Here is a 20,328-nt window from a genome sequence, read left to right on the forward strand (position 1 = left end):
GCACGAGCGCAGCAGCGGACCTCCACCCGCGGCGTGGGCATTATACTGGAACGAGAAACGGGGACGAATCGAATTTCAGACCATCTTCAGGAATTTCGCCCCGCCGCCGTGGCGTGACAGCAACCATCCCAGTCGGCCCAACCCGCAAACCGGCCGTCGGTTGCGTCGACTCCGCTGCCGGCGCCGCCTCCGCCTTTTTCTCCTCCGCCGGGTCGGCGGCCTCTTTGGCGGCTTCGCCCTTCGGTTCAGCCGGTTGGCCCTCCATTTTCTTGATCAGATCCGTCAACTTCTTCAGCCGTTGTTTCTCCGCCGGCTCCAATTTCAACGCCTCCGCCTCTTTGGCTAGCGTCTGCGCTTTCTCGATGTCACCCGCATTGGCCCATGCAGCGCCCGACCGCAACTTCCAAGCTGCCCGTCGAACCTTCCACGACTCGGGCGCTTTCGCGAATCCCGCTTCGTACAGCGCCGCCGCTTCTTTGTACTTCTTGTGAGAGATCAGCCATTCGGCGAGCGTTACGTTCACCATGAAGTGCCGATCGGGAATCGGATCAACTTTGGTTCCGTACGCAATGAGATCATCCCGGCTGATGAACTTCGCATCGACAATCTGTCGGTAGATCGATTTCTGCTCGAAGCCCGAAAGATGATGCGGCCCTTGCTGGTGATAGTTAAGCCATTCCAAGTCGTTCGCGATCGCCACGATCGCTTCGACCATTTCCAACCGCTCCAGCAGGTTCTCCGCCGTCGGTTCGCCCGAGGATTTCCGCAGCCCTTCCCAAAGTTCGTTGTTCACCCCATGACTCTTCACCCAGCTCTTGCAATTGTTTGAAAGCCCCTTGTACCACCCCTTCAATTCTTCAGCGTTGCCGCCGCGGGCATGCGTCAGCAGCACCACGGCGTTGAACTTCGGGTAGTTGTTGAGGTAGATGTACTCCTGATCGCTCAAGAACGCCCGCACGGATCGCCCCAGCTTTGCGTTCTGCTCGGCGGTAAGTTTGTCGCCATGGGCGAGAATGGCGTCGTAGCTGAAATCAATCAACGGCTGGACTTTCATGCCCGCTTCGTAAGACTGCTGACCATCGATCGCCGCCGTCAACTGGTCGAACGCACTAATAAAATCCGCCACGTCTCCTGCGGCGAACCTGTTTTCGAAGTGGCGTCTTGCCAATTCAACGTCGAGCTTCCAGCGGGTCTGATCGTCCTGCTGGAAGGACGTCGGCAGCGTGAGCTTCGCGTACTGATCGGCGATCGCTTTCTGGAGTACGGCGTTGGCCGGCTGACTTGAACCGAGAATCGCCAGCGTGCGACTCCGCAGTCCTTCGTCTCCCTTGGCTGTTGCGTTGAACTCTTCCGCCAACTTTATCAGTCGTTGATCGCGCGGCGTCGGCTCGTTCGTTGCGGGTGCTTTGTCCTCGGCCGCGGCTTTCTCTTTGCCGCCCTGCTCTTCTTGTTGCTCCGAACCGGCTGGCTTTGGATCCGGCAGCGACGCCACAAGCGCCCGAGCAAACAGCTTCTCCTCGTCGCGTTGCAACTTTTCGAGCAATGGATCGACCTGGCCTGCAATCGCGTCGTCGTACTCCACTCCCGACTGCTCAGGCCAATCGAGAGAGAACGTCGCCCAGTGCGATCGCAAGAATCTCGCCGCCAATTCCGGCTTCTCCGCCCGCAGCAGAATGACGACGACGCGCGGCGTCGACTGCAGGGCGCCATCGTAGCGTCGCAGCAATTGGTTCACGCGTTCCTCATCCTTCGCGGCCAAACAAATCGTCAGCAGGCTGCAGAGGGAATCAGCGTCGCTCAATTCATTCGGATTATCGTACGGACTGGCGCCGGCAGCGCGCGGCCGCAGGTAGCGTTGCTCCCAAGTGTTCCGCCAAGCCTCCGCTTGATCAGCGAGTTCCCCGCGTCCAAACGCACTAGCTAGGCATTTCAACAGATCCCGATTTTGATCGTAGGTGATCGGCACGCCTGCTTTCAGCGTCTCGCCGTACACGGCGAGCACCGACTTCGCCAACTCCGGCGGCAAACGGTCTCCCTCATAATTGGCCAGCATTTTTGCCAAGTGCAGCCGCCACGCCAGCGGCAAATTGACGTCGTTGATGAGGCGGTCGTAGTGCGTTCGGTAGAACATCACTTCGGCCGTCGGAGCGGCGTCGGCCTTCGGCGCCTCCTTCTCCTTCTTCGCCTTCTTCGCCAACCGCGAGGCTTCGACAAGGCATGCCGCTGCACAGAACTCGCGCGACATCTCCTTGAACGGCCCCTCTTCAATATTCTTCTGCGCCCACTCGCGAATCGCCTGCAGATCCTTCGGCTCTTCAATTTTTTTATCCAAGAACTCGCAATACGCATCCGCGAACAACGACGCCGGCTGGTCTTTCAGGGCGCGTCCCAATTCGTCGTGCACCCGCTTCGCGGCTTCCACCGGAGCTAGCTTCTTCTTTTTGTTCTTCTCCTCAACGAGCTTGTTGAACTCCTGATGGAGCGTGTGCACTCCGCCGAATCTCTCACTGGATTGAAATTCAATCACCCCTTTCTTGTCGCCCAGGTAAATCGCCGTCACCAATGGATACCGATTGAACGGCCCAATTTCCGTTTCATTGGTCACGCCCGAGAGGACGTAGTTGGCCGGCGACTGCCCCTCGCTCAGCCCGATGTGCCATTGGTTCCGCTTCTTCGCATCCTCCACGAGTTCCACCACTCGGAAGAACGCCTCGACCGCCGAGGCCCGATCAACCTCTGCGAGTTCCGCAATCTGCGGACCAACGACTTGCCCCACTTGGTAGCTCTCCGGGCTGATCTCCTCGATCGTCTTCGCCTTCTTCAATTTGGCGAGCACCAACTGCGACTGCCGCTTCTTGCTCCCTTGCAGCCAATCGCGCAGGACAGTCTGCTCCGGCGTCAAATCCTTCTGCTTGACGAAGTCGTAACCAATGAGCGCCATCATGGTCGCGGCGATGCGAGTTTGCTGCTCTTCGCCCAGTTTTTCCAAACCGTCGACATGCGCACCGCAGTAGTCGATGAGCTCTTTCTTGCCCTTGAAATACGCGTCCATCAACCCCAGGCCAAACGTCGGCTGCTTTGCGTAAAGTTCGGCGATCTTCGGCGCGATCGCTTCCTTGCGTGCCTTGTTGGCGCCAACCTCCTTCAAGAAATACTCAAGCCACGAAGGCGCACCTCGTTGCCCCGCCCCGGCCACCAGCGGTTCAAAATCTTCAAGTTCGCTTGTCCAGGGGGAATCTTTCAGTGCGTCGAGCAGTTTATCCGCCGGCAATCCGGCCAGACTCGACATCCCGCTCGAGGCGTAGTGCTCGATGTTGTTGTAGTTGCGGAAACTCGGCAGCGACTGCGTGTAGAGCACGACGCTGGGAAGAATTTCTTGCTGCTGCATCAGGCGCGACAACAACTCCCCGTACACGTAAACATGCCCCGAGGCAGATCCGTAGCTAATGCCGTTCTGCGGATTGTTCGCCGCCACGAATGCTTCGCGTTTGTCCTTCGGCCCCAGATAGACCGTCGTCACTTCCTCCAGGGCATTGCGCATCGCCGCTGAACCACGCAAGCGATGCGTCGCCGCGAGGAAGTCGATTAACCCCGCCGGCGGTTCATGATGGTTTTGCGAGCGTACGACTCGCTTCAACCGCTCGATCACAGCCGGCTGCAGGTCCACGTCGACGAGCTTCCGGTCTTCCCACGCCGCCACAACGATCGCGATATCTTCGCCATCGTCTTGCATGTGCATATTCGGCTTGGCTCGCTTCATCGTCTCGGCGGCGTTCGCTGCAAATTCCTCCGACGGGCAGCGATAGAGCTTCGAGTATCGCTCCAACTCCTCGGCGGCTCGCTTGTTGTTCCCCTTGGCAAGCGCCGGCAGCAGATCGTCGTCGATCAGCTTCCAATCGGTTTTCGTTGCACGCCGCACCAAATACTCCTCGGGCGAGCGCAACCGTACGTCCTCGGCCGCATTGTTGCGGTAGACGACGACATTCCAATTTTGGTTGCCGGAACGCCGCTCTGCTTCGCTCCGCAACACCTCGACGGCGCGTTTCGTAAACGCTTCGTCGTCGACTTTGCCTTGCGCTTCGGCGGCGCCGAGCAAATAGGTAAAGCCGTTGCGGGCGCTGCCCTCGGTCTTCAACATCTCCTGGCAGAACGCTTCGTGCGCGGCATTCCGCCGCTCGATCAATTTCGAACGCTTGCCGTTAGCCGCATCGCTCGCCGATGGCTTCTCTTTCGTCTTCTGCAGCACCGACGGCAGATTAGAACCGTTCCTGGTGTGCAGCTGCTGCGAGAGCATTTGCACGAAGCTGTCGCTCCAGCTCGTCTGGACGTTTTTCTGCCCCGACAATTGCTTCAAATAAATCACCGCCAACTCCGCGGCCGCGATGCGATCCTCCAGCGGAGACTCGTAATCTTGCATCTCCTGCACCAAGCTCTGCCCAATCACCATGCTCGCCGTCGGCTTCAGCTGTTTGAGCTGCTCCTCCGCCAGTTTGACGTCTTCCTTCACGAGCAGCATCGCCAAGCGCATTCTGAGCGCATCGTCCTTCGGTCGCTTCTCAATTGCCGCTGCGTACGTCGCCCGCGCCTTCTGCAACTCGCCGAACATTTCGCACACGACGCCGTATTCAATCACCTTCTGCAGACTCGCGTTCTCGCCCGGCTCCAAGGACTCGAGCAACTCTTTGTTCAGTCCGAGCGACGAAACGCGGGTTTTCAGCTGCTGGAACTGGTAGCGCATGTAGCTGGCGTTCTGCGGATTCGCAATCGCTTGCCGCGCCTGCTGCAACACGTCGTTGCCGAGCAGCTTCAGCGCCGCGTCGCGTTTCCCCTCGTCGAGCAGTTTCTTGATCCGATCTTGCGGCGTCGACGCCGCCCTGCCGGACGAATAGATCACGGCCGCAGATTGCGACATGCTTGCCGACGGCTGCGTCGACGCGAGCTTGTCGAGTTTTTCCGCCTCGCGTTCCAGTCCCAGATTCTCCATCGCGGCGATCAGTTCGGCCCGACGATTTGGATCGAGCCGCGACTGGCGGAGCCGCAAGCACGCCGCGCGCCCAGCCTCGACCAGCGACTCGTTCGTCGCGTCAGCCGCCCTCGCCTTTTCTTCCTCGGCATCCGCCGGAGCGGCTGCCGTTTCCTTCTTGAGCTTCCCCTCATCCTTCGCTGCGATAACCGCCGCGACGATCGCCGCATCGACCTGCGCCCGCAGATCGCGCTGCATCGGCAAGTAGCGTGCTTTGTTCAGCAGCTCGGCGGCTCGCAAATGATCTTCCTCAGAACTCGCCTTCCCCGCGGCAAGCAGATACGCATCGAGCCTCGGCTGCTTCGATTCGAGTAACTCCTTGAGGATCGAATCCGTCAGTTCCTTTTGCTCGAACCGGTTCGCCAGCAACAGCCGCAAAATCGGGTCGCGCACCTTCTTGATTAACGGTTTGGCCTTCTCGGCATCGAATTGATCGACGTTGGCTCGCGACGTTAGCGACGAGTAGGGGTTGTTCGCATCGGGCGTCTGCAGCACGACGAGCAGCTCAGAGGGGAAATCAGCCAACTGCTGCGGCGGGAAAGCAAGCGGCGCCAGCAGCGTCGCTTGATTCGGGCTATACGAAAACTGCGAAGGGCCTCGATTGACCGTTCCCTTTTTCCGCGACCGGTCCAGCTCATCTTCCATGAAAGCGATGTACGCGGTCGGATCATCCCCGCGCGCCAGCGCCCCCACGACGTAGATGAAAGCCCACGACCCATACTGGTTCGACTTCTGTACCGCCGGATACCAGTCGATGAGCAGCTTCGAGAACTGCTGATGATACTTCTCGCGCATCACAGCCGATTGCTGATTGCCATTCTGGCCTGACAACGCCAGCGCGATGCTCATCACCGTCATCGCATTCGGCTGATCAATCGACTCGGCAAGCTTCAGCGCTAGATCGAAGTGCAGATTCGCAGCCTCTTTGACCTTCTCATCGTCGCCCTCCGCCCCCAACTCATCTTCTTTCGCGAGTCCCGCCTGAAACGCCCCCAGAAGCGCCAGCTGCGGATAGCTCTTCTCAAATCGTTCGGCAACCTTCGGAGCGAACGGATCGAGCTGCGGGTTGCGACGCCCGAATTGATTGAGCACCGCCAGCGCGAGCGCCGCTTCATCGTCCGGGTTATCCTCCAGCACTGCTGGAAGTTCCGACATGATGTCGCCCTGGTTCAAATCGAGCCGCAACAGCAGCTCGACTCCCTTGACGCCATGCTGCTTCATGCCGCGGGCAATCTCCGCAGCGCCATCTTCATCTTGAACTTTGGCGATCGTCACCAAATGGGGAATCGCGTAAGTTCGCAATTGCTCGACGCGCATCGGCAGCTGGATCTTCGCTTGCGGGCCGCCGCTCGAGAGCGAGTAGGCCATGTTCATCCCGCGATTCTGTTGATGCATGTACGCCTGATAGCGGTACTGCGAAGCCTGCAGCAATTCCACGGCGTCGCGCGGAGCCATTTTCGCGAGTTCATCGAAGTGCGAATTCAACGCAATCTGTTGGGCGTTCTTCTTCGCCACGTCGGGCAACTCTTCGTAATCGCCCAGCAGCGCGAGGAAGTGCGTCGCCGCATCTTTCTCACGCCCCGCCTCCTCGCACGCGACGCCTAGCAGATATCGCAGCCGGTAGTCCCCCTGATGATCGTTAATCCGCGTCGACAAGAAATCGGCTGCCCGCTCCCATTCCTGAATGCCGCACATCGCGTCGGCAATCGCTTCGAGCGTCCGCGGATCGCCCTTCTCAGCGTCGGCCAGTTCGAACAGAATCTCGAACCCGTCATCCGCATCGCCGAAGGTGAGATGCAGCTTCGCGATCCGCTCCTTCGTGCGATTCGTCTTGTCGAGCGGCGCCGCCCGTTCGAGCGTCGCGATTGCCGCCTTCCAATCGCCCTCTTGCTCTTCCACCCGCGCAATGTGGTGGAGTAGTTCCAAATCATCCGGCTTGATCTTCGCCGCCGCGGTGAGCGCCTGCCGGCGTCCCTCGTAGTTGTCGGCCGTGCGATGAACTTCCGACAGTGCGAGCAGCGGCACAATCGACTGTCTATTACTTTGCCGACGCTCCTCAAACTGCTCGACAAGTTGGCTTAGCTTCCCCTGCTGATCGGCCAACTTCGTCAGCTCCTGCGTCCAGCGCAACTTGCCGGGAACGTCTTCCGTTTCCTCGTACAGCTGCCAGTAAATCCGCTCAGCGTCGGCCAAATGGTCGGTCTGCGTGTAAACCTGCGCGAGACGCAGCCGCAGATCCTCGGCGCCATCGAACTTCTGCACCGCCGACTTCAGCACCGCGATCGCATCGTTTTCTTTCCCCTGCGTCATCAGCAGGGTCGCTTCCATCGTCCACGGCGTCGTGCTGCCGGGCGACAGCCGCTTCCACTCGTCGATCCATTTGAGCGCTTCGTCGAGTTGGAAGTCGCGCTGGCACAGCTCCACCAATCGCCGCACATAAATGCTTTTGCGACCGCCTGGCAGATCGAGCAACTTCCGCGTCGCATCGGCAGCCGCCGTCCAGTCGCGACGTTGGCTGAACAGCCGAATCTGCTCGCTGACTGCGAGCAGGTCGCCCTTCTCCGCAGCTTCCTTCAAGGCCGCGTCGGCGCCGTCGCTGTCGCCCGCCGCTTCCAGCAGTTCAGCCAGCAAGCACGTCTGCTGAATCGTCCGTTGCTTCATCTCCGCCAATCGCTTGGCAGAGTCCTCGATCTTGTCCGAACGATCGGCCGCTGCCACCGCTTGGTCGAGCGCCGACTCCAAATCAGGGGTCGTCGTCGCGAGCTCAACGCGGCGTTCCGTCCACGGCAACGCGAGCTCCGGCTTCTTCAGCGCGAGCGCCGTCGTCGCCAACTGGCTGAAGTAGAGCGGCTCTTTGGCGAACTCCTGCTCACGAGCTTGCAGCAACTTGAGCGCCGCCTCGTTCTCGTTGCGCGTCGCCAGCGCCCGCGACACGTGCAGCAACTCGCTCAATTCCGCCCCCGCGGCCAACTTCTTCCAAATCGCCAGGGCTTCGTCTTTCTTTTCCGTCGCGTACAAGAACGCTGCATACGCTTCCTGAGCCGACGCCGAATCGGCGAACGTCTCAGCCATTTCCTTGTAGACGCCGGCCGCCGCATCTTTGCGCTCGAAGCGCTCCAATTGCCGCGCCGCCCGCAGGTAGGCGTACTCGCTCTTGTCAGACGCCTTCAGGTACTCCGCAATTTGCGCCGTCGCGGCGTCGGTCTGCTTATCTTCTTGCAGCAGCGTCGCCAGGCGGAACTTCAACTCGCCGTCGGCTTTGTGCTGATCGCACAGCGATTTTAGTTCTTCGATCGCCTTTTTCTTGTCGCCAATCTTCGCGAGCACCTCGATGTACTCTTCGCGGTTGGGGCGGTTGCCCGGCGTCAGATCCAAAATCTGCTTGTACGCCGCGATCGCCGGCTCGTTCTCGCCCAGTTGCACGAGCAGCTGCGCGTACCGCCGATGGAGCGCAATCCGCTTCGGATGCTCTTTCAGCAACTCGTCGTAGTGGGTCTTGAGCTGTGCGAGGCTATCTTCGCGGCGGAACAACTGCTCGGTCTGCGCGAGAATCTCCTGCTCCAGCCAGCTCTCATGCCCCACGTCGGCCAGCGCCGTCGAATACGCCTTGAGCGCTTCGGGCCGCTTACCGCCGCGCTGGTGGATATCGCCCAACCGCAGCCGCCGCGTCACCGCGAGATAAGGATCCTTTGTCTTCGCCAGCAGCGTCTCGTTGAGCTTCGCCGCTTGCTCGAACAGCCCTTCGTCGATGTGGAGTTCGATCAAATCCTCGGCAAGCTCTTCGTCCTTCGGATTCGCCGCGAGAAGTTCGTTCCACACCTTAAGCGCGTCGTCAACTTTGCGATTGCGCACCAGCAGTCGCCCCAGCAGCTTGTCGACCTGCACCTGCAGCTTCGCTTCGGGCTTAAGTTCCCGCGCTTTCTGCAAGTCGGCGATGGCCGCATCGAAATCGAGCGTCCGCGCCTCGATCACGGCCTTCTGGTAATGCGCCTCGGGGCTACCCGGATTCGCGGCGAGCGCCGCGTTGAATTCCTCGAGCGCCTGTGCATCATCCCCCTGCTTGGCAAAGAAGAACGCCAGCAGCAACTGATCGGGGGTCGCCTTCGATTCCGCCGCCTTCGCCGTCAAGAACTGCTGCAAGTCGGCCGCGGTCGAATCGTCGAGCCACGTGTTGTAGAAGCGATCGAACAAGTACCCCGGCTCAGGCCGCTTGCGCAACACGTCGTGATACTTCACCGCCTTCGCGCTCACCTTCACGCCGCCGTCACTTTCGGCGGCGGCCGCTTCAGCGGTCGCGGCAGCGCTCTCCTCAACCTCCGCCGCCCGCAGTGGCACTGAAAAGAAAGGCGCCGAAGACGCCCCCGCCAAAACCGTTAGCGCAGCAAGACGCGAGAATCGCCCCATCGCCTTCATCTCCATCCGCATCGGTGTTCGAACAGTACGCGGCGTCAGCATACCACGAGGGCACGCCAATTGCCTGCCGACCACTTTATCCTTTTGATTCGCTCGCGGGAATCAAATCTGGTCCGTCAAATTGGAGAAACAAGAAAAGAGTTTTACGCAACTCTTAGCTAGAGAAACGCTTCCGTCGCGTAAGCGCTCGTGATATGAGATCGCTCAAATGTGGGAGGCGTCTCCGACGCCGACTCTACATGCGACAAGGCTCCCTCCGCCCAGCATCGCGTGACAAGTCCCCACCCGTACGGCCCCGGCCGGCAACGTGTTCTGCGAAACTTCCAATTTTCTCATGCCGGCGCCGCAAAGAATTAACCGGCAAGGACGCCAAGAGCGCCAAGGGAAATGCATTTTTTGCCACGAAACACACGAAGCACACTAAAAATGGGGAGAGCAATGCTGGCTCCTTTTGTGTGCTTCGTGTGTTTCGCGGTAAATCTCCCCGCATTCCTTAGCGTCCTTGGCGGTTCAATTCTTAAGAACTCCAGCAGCCCAGGCCGCGCCAAATTTCTCCCAGTTTTCGAAATTCCTTAGACAATCGCCCTCCAACCGTGCATCTTAAGGGACATATGGCCTCCTCGGACGACTTCTCTCAGCGTGTGCGCGACTGCACCGACCGCTTAGCGGCCGCCGGCGTCGATGCGCTTGGAGCGTTGTACGATCTGACCGCCCAGCGTCTGGTCCGGTTCAGCGTCACCATCACCCGCAACCAGCATGACGCCGAGGATGCCGTCCAGGCGACCCTCGTCCGCGTCGCTAACCGCCCCGCCCTGCTCGCTGGCGCCGATAGCCCCTGGGCCTATCTACTGCAGATGGTCCGCAACGAATCGCTGGTGATCCTGCGTCGCAAACGCCGCTCGGGCGCCATCGCCACGCTCACCGACCTGATCACCCGCTGCCGCGTCGACGAACTCGAACAAGAAGAAACCCACCGCGCCGTGTGGCGGGCGCTTCGTGCGCTCCCACAGGAACAAGCCGAAGTCGTCGTCCTGAAGATTTGGGAATCGCTCACCTTCGCGCAGATTTCCGAAATCCTCGAAGCCTCCCCCAACACCGTCGCCAGCCGCTACCAGTACGCCATGAGCAAGCTCGCCTCCAAATTGACGAAAGTCGGTCAGGAGGGCCGCCATGCATAGTCTCAGCGATTGGCAACAACGGTATGACGACGTCGAGGCAATGCTGAAAGGCGCCGGCGACTACGTTCAGCCCTCCGACGACTTGCGTCCTCAAGTAATCGAAGCCGCCCGCACCATTCGCGGCGAACAGCGAGGCAAACGCTGGGTCCGCCGCTTCGCCTTCGCGGCCACCATCCTCGGCGCCGCCGTCACGCTTTACATCGGCCCCGGCAACCAGGGGCTCAAAGGGGTCGATTCCGACGATCTCCATCGCCAAGCCGCGCTGAAATCCTCCGGCGCCGGTAGCCTCGGCTGGGGCCTGGTCCAAGCCCTCATCGACCTCCGCGCGCAGCAAGCCGAGCAGCTCAACTCTGACTGACGGCGATTCTCTCCGCAGCCCGTGCCCGCACAGAAACATGAGGTCCCCTCCCCTTGAGGGGGAGGGTTAGGGAGGGGTGATTGAAGCGGGTACCAGGGCTCATTACCCCCTCCCCAGCCCTCCCCTCAAGGGGGAGGGAGCCACACCATCTAATTCAAAGCGTGGCTGAGGCCGCACTTTGAATTAGCTCTTCCGGCCGGGCTTAGCTTGCTCCGCGTGACGACGCTTTCGCCGTCGCCTCCTTCACACTCTGGCGATTTCTTAAACAAATTCCCCCACCCGGCGCATTGACCTTTTAGTCAGTCCGCCGCGTGTCCCAGCCGATACTCGCATGCCCTCCCCTTCGCTCGACGACTTCATGGCCCTCAACGACCAGCTCACCGCGCTGGTCCGCGCCGACGTGCCGCTTGGGCTCGGCCTCGGCACGAACGGCGACGCCGCGGCCGCGACGCTCGAGAAGGTCAACGCCGGCGTCGCCCGCCGCGTCAGTCGCGGCGAATCGCTCGCCGACGCGATCGGCGACGAACCGACGGCCCCCGCCCTTTATCGCCGCGTGATGCAGGCTGGCTGGCGCAGCGGCAACGCTCAAGCCGCCCTCGCCAGTTCCAGCCGCCTCGCCGAAGCCGCCGAGGAAACCCGCTACCAAACTCGTGCCGCCTTCTTCTATCCTGCGCTGGTCGCACTACTCGCTCTTGCTGGAATCGCTGGTTTCGTACGATTCGTGCTACCGACGCTCGTGGGCGTGTACCGGGAGTTCCGCATTCCCGAGGGGCCGACGCTGCGGCTAATCGAATCGCTGCGCACGTCGTTTCCGTGGCTGGCGATGCTCGCGGTCGCCGTCGTGATCATCGCGTTCTCAATTTGGTTCAAACGCCGCCGTGCGGATTCTCCGCAGGACGACGGCAACCGTTGGAACGAGCGTCTCTCGGGCGGTCAGCGCGCCCATTTGAATCGCCGCATCGCGAACTGTTGCGATCACCTTGCCACGCTCGTCGAGGGAGACGTGCCGCTCATCGAAAGCTTACCGCTCGCCGCCGAAGCAAGCGGCGAATCTTCGCTGGTCGCCGCCGCAGAGTCGTACGCCGTCGCTTCCGCCCAGCAGAACGCCGCCGAGTTGCAGCGCGCCACGTTGCGTTTCCCGCCATTCTTGCGCTGGGCGCTCTGGCAACCCGACGAATCGATCAGTCGTCCCGCAGCGCTCCGCATCGCTGCGCAAGTCTACCGCGGCACGGCCGAGCGCTACGCCGAACGAACTCGCCTCACTCTGCCGATGCTCGTCTGCATCTTCCTCGGCGGCGGCGTGACGCTCGCCTACGGCCTCCTGTTGTTCGTTCCCATGACCGATCTTCTGCAATCACTCGCTCAGTAAATCGCTTCGCCAGTCAGCCGCGCACCACTCCATGCCCCGCTTCTACTACCAAGCCCGAAACGTCGACGAGCAACTCGTTGATGGCGAGATCGAAGCCGAAACGGTCGTCGCCGCGATCGCGCAGCTCGAAGGGCTCGGGGTCACAGTGGAAGCCATCGGCTTCGCCACGCCCGATACCGCGGCTCGCTTGGCGAACCGCAAACTGCCGTCAGCGTCGCGTTCTACGCCGCCGCGCATCGAAGCGCCGGCAATCGAACCAGATGACGACGCCATCTTGCTCGCTCAACTCGAACAGACGCTCGCTCGCTCGCGTCCTCTAACGCCGATGCTCCGCGCGTACGCGGAAGAGCTGCCGTCGCCGCAGCGACGACGCACCTTGTCGAGCATTTGCCAAATCATCGAGCGCGGCGACGCTGACGCAGCGCTTATCTCGCTCGCCCAGGCTCCCGAATTCTGGGTTCCGCTCATCGGCAACGCCGCTCGCCCTGGCGAATTGACCGACGTCATTCACAACTTTCTCCATGAATCGCACCGGGCCGATGCGTCGCGCCGCCGCTGGTGGCTACTGCTCGCCTATCCACTTTTCCTGTTCGGCTTCGCGTTCATCGTGTTCCTCGCTTTGGCGGCACTCGTCGTGCCGACGTTTCGTTCGATTTTCTTCGATTTCGATCTTGAGCTTCCAGTACTCACGGTGAAATTGCTCGACGTCTCGGCGTGGCTCACCAGCCTGCGGGGCGGCGTGGAGATCGTTGGAACCATTGCCGTCGTCGGCGCAGTCCTGTGGGGCCTGCGCAAGCGCATCGCCGGCTGGTGGACGTTGTTCTTCGGGCGCTCCTCATCGATCTCTCGCTTCGCGGGATTCACCGCTGAACTCCATCGCGCGGGCCTCGCGCTCCCCGACGCCCTTCGCATCGCGGGCCGTACCTCGCACGAATGGCTCGCGCGCGCCAGCCGATCACTCGCTCGCCGACTCGACGCCAATCAACTCGGCGACCTGCAGCCGCTCGCCAGCCGGCTTACCGCAACAATGCTGTTCGCCGTCACGACTCCCGTTTCTAAGCCGACGCGTATTCGGCTGCTTGAAACCATCGCCGACTGTCACGGCGATCGCGCCCGCAGCCGTCTCTCTTGGACGCAGGGCCTGCTTGGCCCAGTGACTGTCTTCGTCGTCGGTTTTGTCGTCGCCTTCACCACCCTCTCGTTGTTCATCCCACTGGTCGATTTGGTGAACAACCTGTCGGGTTGAAATTTCGTTTATGTCGAATTTCATTTCAACCGCCGCTTCTTGGAGCATCCCTGGCCCGCGCGCCTGGCTGCGCCGTTTGTGGCCCTGGCGTACAACGGCAACGCAACAACTCACGTTGCTGAAAATGATCGCGTTCGGCACAGAGCAACAGCTTCCGCTCGCCCCGTTGTTAATGGCTTGGTCGCAAGATGAGCGCGGCGTCCAACGCCGCCGCGTCCGCCGCCTCGCCCAGCTCCTCGACTCAGGCGTCCCGCTGCCAGCTGCCGTGGAAGAAGTTAGCAGCGCCCTCCGCGACGCCGACGTCCTCGCGATTCGTTTCGGCGCCCAATCGGGAACCCTACGCGCGTCGCTCGACGAAGCGATCCAAGACTATCGCCCCGTCAACCCGTGGGGCAAAGGAACTGTCGGCTACCTCGTGCTCGTCTCGCTGCTCTTCTTTCTGCTGAGCCTATTTATCTACGCCAAGATCGTTCCGACCATGCTCGATATTCTCGAAGACTACGGGCTTCCAGTAACTCACTCACTTCAGTGGGCCATCTCCTTCGGCAACTTCACCAACCAATTCTGGTGGCTCTTCGTCCTGCTGATTTCGGCCGCACTCTACGCCACCTTCTCCGCTCGGCCGGGTCGGATGTTCCGCCAATCATTTCTGGGGCGCCTCTTCCGGCCGCTGTGGACGCTGCGTACCGCCGACGTCTTGCAGAAACTGAGCGTCGCCGCCGAGGCTGGTCGGCCCGTCGCCGGATCGATCTCGACGCTCGCCCGATATCACTTCGATCCCGCCGTTCGTCGCAAGCTGCTGTTCGTGCGCAACGAAATGGAGCAAGGCGCGACTCCCTGGCACAGCATGGCCGCGGTCGGCATTCTAACCCCCGCGGACGAAGCGTTGCTCGCTTCGGCCGATCTCGTCGGCAATCGCCCTTGGGCGCTCGAACAACTCGCCGCGGCAAAGAAACGCCGTACTTGGCGCCGCCTGAATCGCGCCGGCGATTTACTGCTCCCCGTGATGGTCGGCCTCTTCGGCCTCTTCGTCTTGCTGCAGGCGCTCGCCATCCTGACGCCAGTGATCTACATCATCATGAGGGCCATCTGATGACGACAATGATGACGAAGACGCGTCTCGTCAAACGCCGCCTTGGCACAACGCTCATTGAGCTGCTGGTCGCCTTCACGCTGCTAACGGCGCTGCTAGGCGCCGCGCTGCCGCTGATCGTCCGCCACCAACAACTCCTCGCCTCGGCCAGAACCTATCGCCTCGCGCTCGACGAACTCTCCAATCAATTGGAGACGCTCACTGCGCTAGAAGCCGAAGAGCTCCCCGCCGCTCTCGAAACGCTCGCCCCCTCCCCCTTCGCCGTCGAACGCCTCCCCGGCGCCGAACTGACCGCCGCGCTCGATACCGACGGCGATCAACCACGACTTACCCTCGCGCTCGCGTGGAACGAACCGGGCCGCCGTGACAAACCGCTCACGCTCGTCGCCTGGCTCGATCCGCCAGCCCTACCACAGGAACAACAGTCGCAGGAGGAGCAACCATGAGACGCCGCCAGGCAATGACGCTCATCGAACTCCTCGCCGTCATTTCGGCTTGCAGCGTGGTCCTCGGCGTCGCCGCATCGCTGCTGCTAACGACGATGCGCTCAGTCAACGATACCCAACGTTTCTTCACCGGCGAACGGAACGCATTGCGTCTTGCCCGCCAATTCCGCGCCGACGTCCACCAGGCAGACGCGACAACAATTGAACTCGCCGCAGAAGAGGGCGGCGAGACGCTGCGGCTGCAGTTCCCGGACGGCCAAACCGTCGCTTACCGCCAGGCCAAGGATCGTATCCTCCGACTCGCGTCGCTCCCCGACGATCGCACCGCCCGCGAAGAGTTTATTCTCGGCGACGCGCTGCACGTTGAGTTCAAGCAACTCGACGACCCGTCGCGTTGGGCGCTCCACGCCACGGCAAATCCGTTGCCGACGGCAACCGACGCTCGATCCACGCCTGTCAACGTCCGCGAAACTCCTCTCCGCCTCGCCATCGAAGCGATCCCCGGCCGCGATGATCGTTACGCCACCGCCGCCACGGAGGAGTCGCCATGATTCGCCGCCGCTCAACATCAAATCAGTCGCGGCAAGGCGCCCTGCTAATTGCTGCGCTCGCCTGCATGGCCGTCGTCCTCGCGATTATTGGCGTATTGTTCAGTAGTTCGCTCCGCACCCGCCGGCAGTTGCACGCCGAACGCGACCTGCGTCAGGTCGAACTCTTGGTCGACGCCGGCCTCCGCCGCGCCGCCGCGAAACTTTCCGCAGACGAGTCGTACGACGGCGAAACCTGGCGCATCCCCGCCGATCAACTCCTACAGAACGGCGCCGCCGAAGTGACGATCGCCGTTGCTTCCCCTGATGACGCAGAAGATTCCAGCGAAAACGGCGAAGCGGTCGCCGTCACCATCGCCGCTCGCTACCCGCTCAACGTTCCCCGCACCGTGCAACGGACCCACACATTTACCATCCAATCCACCAGCAACTAGTTTTCTTGAGGGCCACGCCCATGACTGTTTCATCGTTGAACAAGCGAACCGCCTCTCGCGGCTTCACGCTCGTCGAACTCCTGGTCGTCATCGCCATCATTGGCGTGCTCGTGAGCCTGCTGCTCCCTGCGGTGCAAGCATCGCGCGAGGCCGCCCGCCGCTGCAGTTGCATCAACAACGTGATGCAGCTCAACCTCGCGCTGCAGAATTACGAGTTCGCTCACGAATCGTTTCCTGCGGGTTCGATCAACCCGACCGGTCCGATCCGCAACATCCCCGAGGGGCAAGACGTCGGCTGGATCGTGCAGGCGCTCCCGTACCTCGAACAAAACGCCATGTGGCGGAGCTTCGACCAAACGGCCGGCGCCTTCGCGGCGGTAAACCAACCGGTCAGCTCACGCCCCTTAGAAATCCTCATCTGCCCCTCCTATCCCGGCAACCGCACCAACCCCGGGAGCACAGTCGCCTACTCGACCTACTCCGGCTGCTACAACGACGCCGAGCAACCGATCGACGTGAAGAACACCGGCATCCTGTTCCTCAACAGCGCGATCCGCTTCGGAGATATCTACGACGGGAGTTCGAACACGCTGCTGCTGAGCGAATCGATTCCCGATGAAGAATCCGAACTCGGTTGGGTCTCCGGCACGCGCGCCACGCTGCGAAACACAAGCGTATTCGAACGACCGTTACCAGTGTCGAACATTGCGAACCAGAGCTTCCCGGCCGACGGCGAGATGCCGGTTGATGGCGAGGACGCACAAACGGGAGAGGGCGCCGTCAACGAGTTATTCGTCGGCGGCTTCGGCAGCTTCCACAGCGGCGACATCATCAACGCCGGCATGGCCGATGGATCAGTGCGAGCGATCGCGCCGTCGATCGACCTCGCCGCGCTACAGCAACTCGGCAACCGCGCTGACGGCACGATTCCGAGGGAGTTCTAGCCCCGGGCTCCGACCGGGGGTCGGCTACAATCTCGATCGGGCATCAATCTCTTTGGGCGAGCAACATCGCGCGTACTGCCACCCCCGGGCGGAGCCCGGGGCTAGGGAATTCGCCGCTATCTACTGGATCGGAGCCGAAGGCGTCGAAGTCCCCGTCGAGTAGCTCGGCGGATCGCTCGCGGGAAACGATTCCATCGCCGCTTCATCCACGGGGTCAACCGCGTCGTCGCAGCAGTCAGTCATGTCGGCGGGTTGCTCGTAGGCAGCGCCGTTTACGCTCGAATCGCAGCAGCCATTCTGGCTTTGGTAGCGATGGACGACGTCATTGAGCGCCGAGCTGGCATTCGTCAGCTTGTCGCCAATCGGACATTTGCCGGTGCTCCCGCGGTAGACGAGGTACCCGCCGACCGCCACGGCAGCGAGCGTCCGCAGCGAGATCCGAGACAGCCCGTACCCAACGAGGCAAGCGCCAGCCGCCGCGGAGAACCAACGCTCTTCCGGGCCGATGGCATCGCTTCCAAGCTTTTCCGAAAACGGCAAATTACCAGCCATGATCTCTCCTCCCACGCCAAGCTGTCACGGTGCGGTTGCTGCTGAACTCTCGCGAAGCCAATGCTTCGGAATGTGGCGAAGCTAACGGCTTCGACAAGTATAGGCTAGGCAAACAGCGTGCCGACTGCCGTGGGCGAAATGTGGCGGAAAACCGCCCGCCGGCCCCAATTCCACCGGTTGCGGCCGCTCCAACCGGATCGCCAAACCGTCACCGCCGGCGCCTTTTGCGGTAAGAAAGGTAACCGCCTCTGACTACCGCGCCGCCGGCGCAAGCAGCAGTTCATCCACCCGCACGAACTCGTACCCCCGCCGCGAGAGCTTATCGCACAGCGTACCGAGCTGCGGATGAAACGGATCGCGCCGCCCCGAGCCGAGATGGAGCAGCAGCACGAAACCGTTCAGCCCGTGCGGATTCTTTTGCTCGTACGCCAGAATGTCATCGAGAATCTTCTGCGACGGCACGAAGACGCGATCCCCCTCGCGAGCGTAGTCGCGATTCGAACCGCTCCCCGGCGTGAAGTTGATCAGCCCGACGCCCATCTCGCCGCTCCACGCCGCGTGCTCGGCGTTGTACCACTCATACGGCGGCACAAACAGCACTGGCGTCCCAGCCGCCAGCGCGCCCGCCTCGCGCAGTCCGTCGATGTTCTTCTGCAAATCGTCTTTGAAGAAGTCGGCCGTCACGAGACTCCGCTGCCGATCGCCCCACGGCGCATAGAGCGGATGCGAGTCGGAGTGCGGCCCCATATAGTGCCCCTCCTCCACCATCCGCGCCACCAACGGCCGCAGCCTCTTGTCGCGCACGAAGTTGCCGGTCAGAAAAAACCCGCCGCTCACCCCGCGCTCGCGCAGCGTCTCCAGAATCGGCTCCGCACTCTCGCCAAACTCATCGCCCGTGAAGATCAGCGACAGCCGCTTCGCCTTCACATCCCCGCGAATGACGCCCCCCTCGCTGTCGCGCACCGTATCCTTCGCGAACGCCGGCGCCGCAAGCGGTTCGGCGCCAACCGTCGCTGCCGCATCGATCGCCAACGTCGCCGCCACGAGCGTCGCCAAGTAGCAGAGTTTCATCGCTCGACCTCTACTTCCAAACATCAATCAGCAGCAGCAACGACACCGTCCCGTCAATGATCGGCTCGTTCGTCGAGAAGTCCGCGAACAAGTCGTGGTACACCGCCACGTCAGACTGGAACCGCGCGAACTCGTCCTCATCAAACGAATTGCCGAACTTCAACCCGTCGTTGATGTCCTTGTACACCGGCCCGTCGACCACGCCGCCGACCGGCAGATGCTTCTTGATCTTCCAAAACAAATGGTGCGGCCGGCTCGATGCCCGGCCATGCTCCGGCACGCCGATCACGAACGACACGCCCCACGGATTCCGTCCGAAGAGCCAATCGCGCGCTTCCGCGCCAAGTTCACGGTACGTCTTGTCGCCCGTCATCTGCTCGTAGAGCGCTGCCTGCGTCGCAAGCGCCGTCACGTCGTTCGTCGAACACCACACCAGCGGCGTCCCCAACCGATACGGATTCTTAATCGCCCGCAGCCGAATCCGCTCGAGCCCCTCTCGGTAATACTCCGCGATCTTCGCCTGATCCTCCGCCCCCACATGCGGATAGAGCCGCCAGTGGGCGAGATTCACGTACGGAAAAAACTCGTAGTGCCCGTGCCGATCCTCGCCCATCCACGGGTTCCCCTGCGCCTGATGGGCGAATGCAATCGCATCGTCGAGATACTGTTTGTCCTTCGTCGCGATGTACAACTCGATCGCCCCCCACTCCATGTCGTCGAAGTAGCTGCTCTCGCCGTAGTAGTACTGCGACCGCACCGGCACCGACATCGCAACGCCCGGCTTCGCCTTGCCGAGCGCGTAGAGCGACTTTGCCGTTTCAATGTCGCCCGCTAGGGCCATCGCCGCCGCGCTTCGGCCCGCGAGGTTCGCCACGCCAGTCGACTTGTTCTTAAACTTCGGCCCCTCGGGCGCGCCAGTCGCCGGCCAAGCCGATCTCGGCCCGCCCGGCCCGCGACCATAGTCCGACTGGTCATCATGCCACAGCGTCTCCGGCGGCATGTGATCGCGGTCGTCGCCGATCTGCACGTAGATCGTGTCGGCGTTCGGATGAATCTTCTTAATCAGCGGCGCCCCATGCTGCGCTTCGTCCTCGGCATCAGCGAGAAAGAGCGCCGCCACGCAGTACGACGTCGTGATCATATGCTTCAGCCGATCGCCCGCGTCGTGCCAGCCGCCGCTCACGTCGACCATCTCGCCCGTCACCGTGTCAAACCCATCCTCCTGATGACACTCGCCGGTGAGCGGATTATCGCCGCACCGCTGCAACTGCATGAACTCCAGCAACTTCCCCGGCACGGCCGCATACGCATCGGCGCCAATCGCAAACTCCGGCGACTCAACCTCCGCGAACTTCACGCGGTACTTCCCCGCATCGGCGAACTTCGTGAAGTCGAGCCGATAGTTATGCGCGAACGGCCCCCATGCTCCCTGGTCGTCGCCGATCGCCGCCTTGAAATCGCCGACCGAAAAGTTGCCGCTCAACGGCTCATCGCTTGATAGCACCGCAATCTTCGGATCGCCCGGCAAGTAGCCGACTTGATTAACGCGAATCCACGCATCTGCGCACGCATTTGATGCAATCGCGAAGCACATCATAGCGCCGATGATTCGGCAATTTTTTGTTAGACTCGAACCCTGCTCTCTCATCGTTT

Annotated in this window: 13 protein-coding genes; 9 read left to right on the forward strand and 4 right to left on the reverse strand. The window is 61.6% G+C overall.

The features are described from left to right. Positions 1-40: 40 nt before the first annotated feature. A complete protein-coding gene (locus ACQY7R_RS14275) occupies positions 41-9,448 on the reverse strand; it encodes a tetratricopeptide repeat protein (RefSeq protein WP_428306263.1) in 9,408 nt (3,135 codons plus the stop codon). Between the two features lie 599 nt (positions 9,449-10,047). Here ACQY7R_RS14275 and ACQY7R_RS14280 point away from each other — a divergent pair. From ACQY7R_RS14280 to ACQY7R_RS14320, 9 genes are all read left to right on the forward strand, one after another. Beyond that, on the forward strand, positions 10,048-10,614 hold the full coding sequence (locus tag ACQY7R_RS14280; RefSeq protein ID WP_428306264.1) for an RNA polymerase sigma factor: 567 nt from the start codon (positions 10,048-10,050) through the stop codon (positions 10,612-10,614). Beyond that, positions 10,607-10,972: a hypothetical protein gene (locus tag ACQY7R_RS14285; RefSeq protein WP_428306265.1), complete on the forward strand. Its 366-nt coding sequence runs from the start codon at positions 10,607-10,609 to the stop codon at positions 10,970-10,972. The genes ACQY7R_RS14280 and ACQY7R_RS14285 overlap by 8 nt, the downstream gene beginning before the upstream one ends. Positions 10,973-11,303: 331 nt before the next feature. After that, the gene (locus ACQY7R_RS14290; protein ID WP_428306266.1) at positions 11,304-12,341 is read left to right on the forward strand and encodes a type II secretion system F family protein; all 1,038 of its coding nucleotides are present in this window, start codon (positions 11,304-11,306) and stop codon (positions 12,339-12,341) included. Positions 12,342-12,372: 31 nt separating this feature from the next. Then, complete coding sequence (locus ACQY7R_RS14295) at positions 12,373-13,587, forward strand: type II secretion system F family protein (protein ID WP_428306267.1); 1,215 nt, start codon at positions 12,373-12,375, stop codon at positions 13,585-13,587. A 10-nt stretch (positions 13,588-13,597) separates the two neighbouring features. Beyond that, on the forward strand, positions 13,598-14,680 hold the full coding sequence (locus tag ACQY7R_RS14300; RefSeq protein WP_428306268.1) for a type II secretion system F family protein: 1,083 nt from the start codon (positions 13,598-13,600) through the stop codon (positions 14,678-14,680). Beyond that, a complete protein-coding gene (locus ACQY7R_RS14305) occupies positions 14,680-15,126 on the forward strand; it encodes a hypothetical protein (protein ID WP_428306269.1) in 447 nt (148 codons plus the stop codon). The genes ACQY7R_RS14300 and ACQY7R_RS14305 overlap by 1 nt, the downstream gene beginning before the upstream one ends. Beyond that, positions 15,123-15,677 carry a type II secretion system protein gene (locus ACQY7R_RS14310; RefSeq protein WP_428306270.1) on the forward strand — a complete coding sequence of 185 codons (555 nt, stop codon included), beginning with the start codon at positions 15,123-15,125 and terminating at the stop codon, positions 15,675-15,677. Before ACQY7R_RS14305 ends, ACQY7R_RS14310 begins: the two co-directional genes overlap by 4 nt. Next, positions 15,674-16,108 (forward strand): hypothetical protein, encoded by a 435-nt coding sequence (locus tag ACQY7R_RS14315; RefSeq protein ID WP_428306271.1) that lies wholly within the window; start codon positions 15,674-15,676, stop codon positions 16,106-16,108. The genes ACQY7R_RS14310 and ACQY7R_RS14315 overlap by 4 nt, the downstream gene beginning before the upstream one ends. 20 nt (positions 16,109-16,128) lie before the next feature. Next, positions 16,129-17,052, forward strand: coding sequence for a DUF1559 domain-containing protein (locus ACQY7R_RS14320; RefSeq protein ID WP_428306272.1), 924 nt, complete (start codon positions 16,129-16,131; stop codon positions 17,050-17,052). Positions 17,053-17,172: 120 nt separating this feature from the next. Here ACQY7R_RS14320 and ACQY7R_RS14325 read toward each other — a convergent pair whose 3' ends face one another. From ACQY7R_RS14325 to ACQY7R_RS14335, 3 genes are all read right to left on the reverse strand, one after another. Next, positions 17,173-17,604 (reverse strand): YgaP family membrane protein, encoded by a 432-nt coding sequence (locus tag ACQY7R_RS14325; RefSeq protein ID WP_428306273.1) that lies wholly within the window; start codon positions 17,602-17,604, stop codon positions 17,173-17,175. A gap of 252 nt (positions 17,605-17,856) precedes the next feature. Further along, complete coding sequence (locus ACQY7R_RS14330; RefSeq protein ID WP_428306274.1) at positions 17,857-18,675, reverse strand: polysaccharide deacetylase family protein; 819 nt, start codon at positions 18,673-18,675, stop codon at positions 17,857-17,859. 10 nt (positions 18,676-18,685) lie between these two features. Beyond that, a complete protein-coding gene (locus ACQY7R_RS14335) occupies positions 18,686-20,272 on the reverse strand; it encodes a glycoside hydrolase family 9 protein (protein ID WP_428306275.1) in 1,587 nt (528 codons plus the stop codon). Positions 20,273-20,328 lie beyond the last annotated feature (56 nt).

This window comes from Lacipirellula sp. (assembly GCF_965279485.1).
In the GTDB taxonomy this organism is placed as follows: Bacteria; Planctomycetota; Planctomycetia; order Pirellulales; family Lacipirellulaceae; genus Lacipirellula.

Excerpts from the sequence above, each read along its gene's own strand:
- ACQY7R_RS14315 (WP_428306271.1), top strand. The coding sequence starts at position 15,674 with ATGATTCGCCGCCGCTCAACATCAAATCAGTCGCGGCAAGGCGCCCTG.
- ACQY7R_RS14300 (WP_428306268.1), top strand. The coding sequence starts at position 13,598 with ATGTCGAATTTCATTTCAACCGCCGCTTCTTGGAGCATCCCTGGCCCG.
- ACQY7R_RS14280 (WP_428306264.1), top strand. The coding sequence starts at position 10,048 with ATGGCCTCCTCGGACGACTTCTCTCAGCGTGTGCGCGACTGCACCGAC.
- ACQY7R_RS14320 (WP_428306272.1), top strand. The coding sequence starts at position 16,129 with ATGACTGTTTCATCGTTGAACAAGCGAACCGCCTCTCGCGGCTTCACG.
- ACQY7R_RS14330 (WP_428306274.1), bottom strand. The coding sequence starts at position 18,675 with ATGAAACTCTGCTACTTGGCGACGCTCGTGGCGGCGACGTTGGCGATC.
- ACQY7R_RS14305 (WP_428306269.1), top strand. The coding sequence starts at position 14,680 with ATGACGACAATGATGACGAAGACGCGTCTCGTCAAACGCCGCCTTGGC.
- ACQY7R_RS14310 (WP_428306270.1), top strand. The coding sequence starts at position 15,123 with ATGAGACGCCGCCAGGCAATGACGCTCATCGAACTCCTCGCCGTCATT.
- ACQY7R_RS14325 (WP_428306273.1), bottom strand. The coding sequence starts at position 17,604 with ATGGCTGGTAATTTGCCGTTTTCGGAAAAGCTTGGAAGCGATGCCATC.
- ACQY7R_RS14335 (WP_428306275.1), bottom strand. The coding sequence starts at position 20,272 with ATGATGTGCTTCGCGATTGCATCAAATGCGTGCGCAGATGCGTGGATT.
- ACQY7R_RS14275 (WP_428306263.1), bottom strand. The coding sequence starts at position 9,448 with ATGCGGATGGAGATGAAGGCGATGGGGCGATTCTCGCGTCTTGCTGCG.
- ACQY7R_RS14295 (WP_428306267.1), top strand. The coding sequence starts at position 12,373 with ATGCCCCGCTTCTACTACCAAGCCCGAAACGTCGACGAGCAACTCGTT.
- ACQY7R_RS14285 (WP_428306265.1), top strand. The coding sequence starts at position 10,607 with ATGCATAGTCTCAGCGATTGGCAACAACGGTATGACGACGTCGAGGCA.
- ACQY7R_RS14290 (WP_428306266.1), top strand. The coding sequence starts at position 11,304 with ATGCCCTCCCCTTCGCTCGACGACTTCATGGCCCTCAACGACCAGCTC.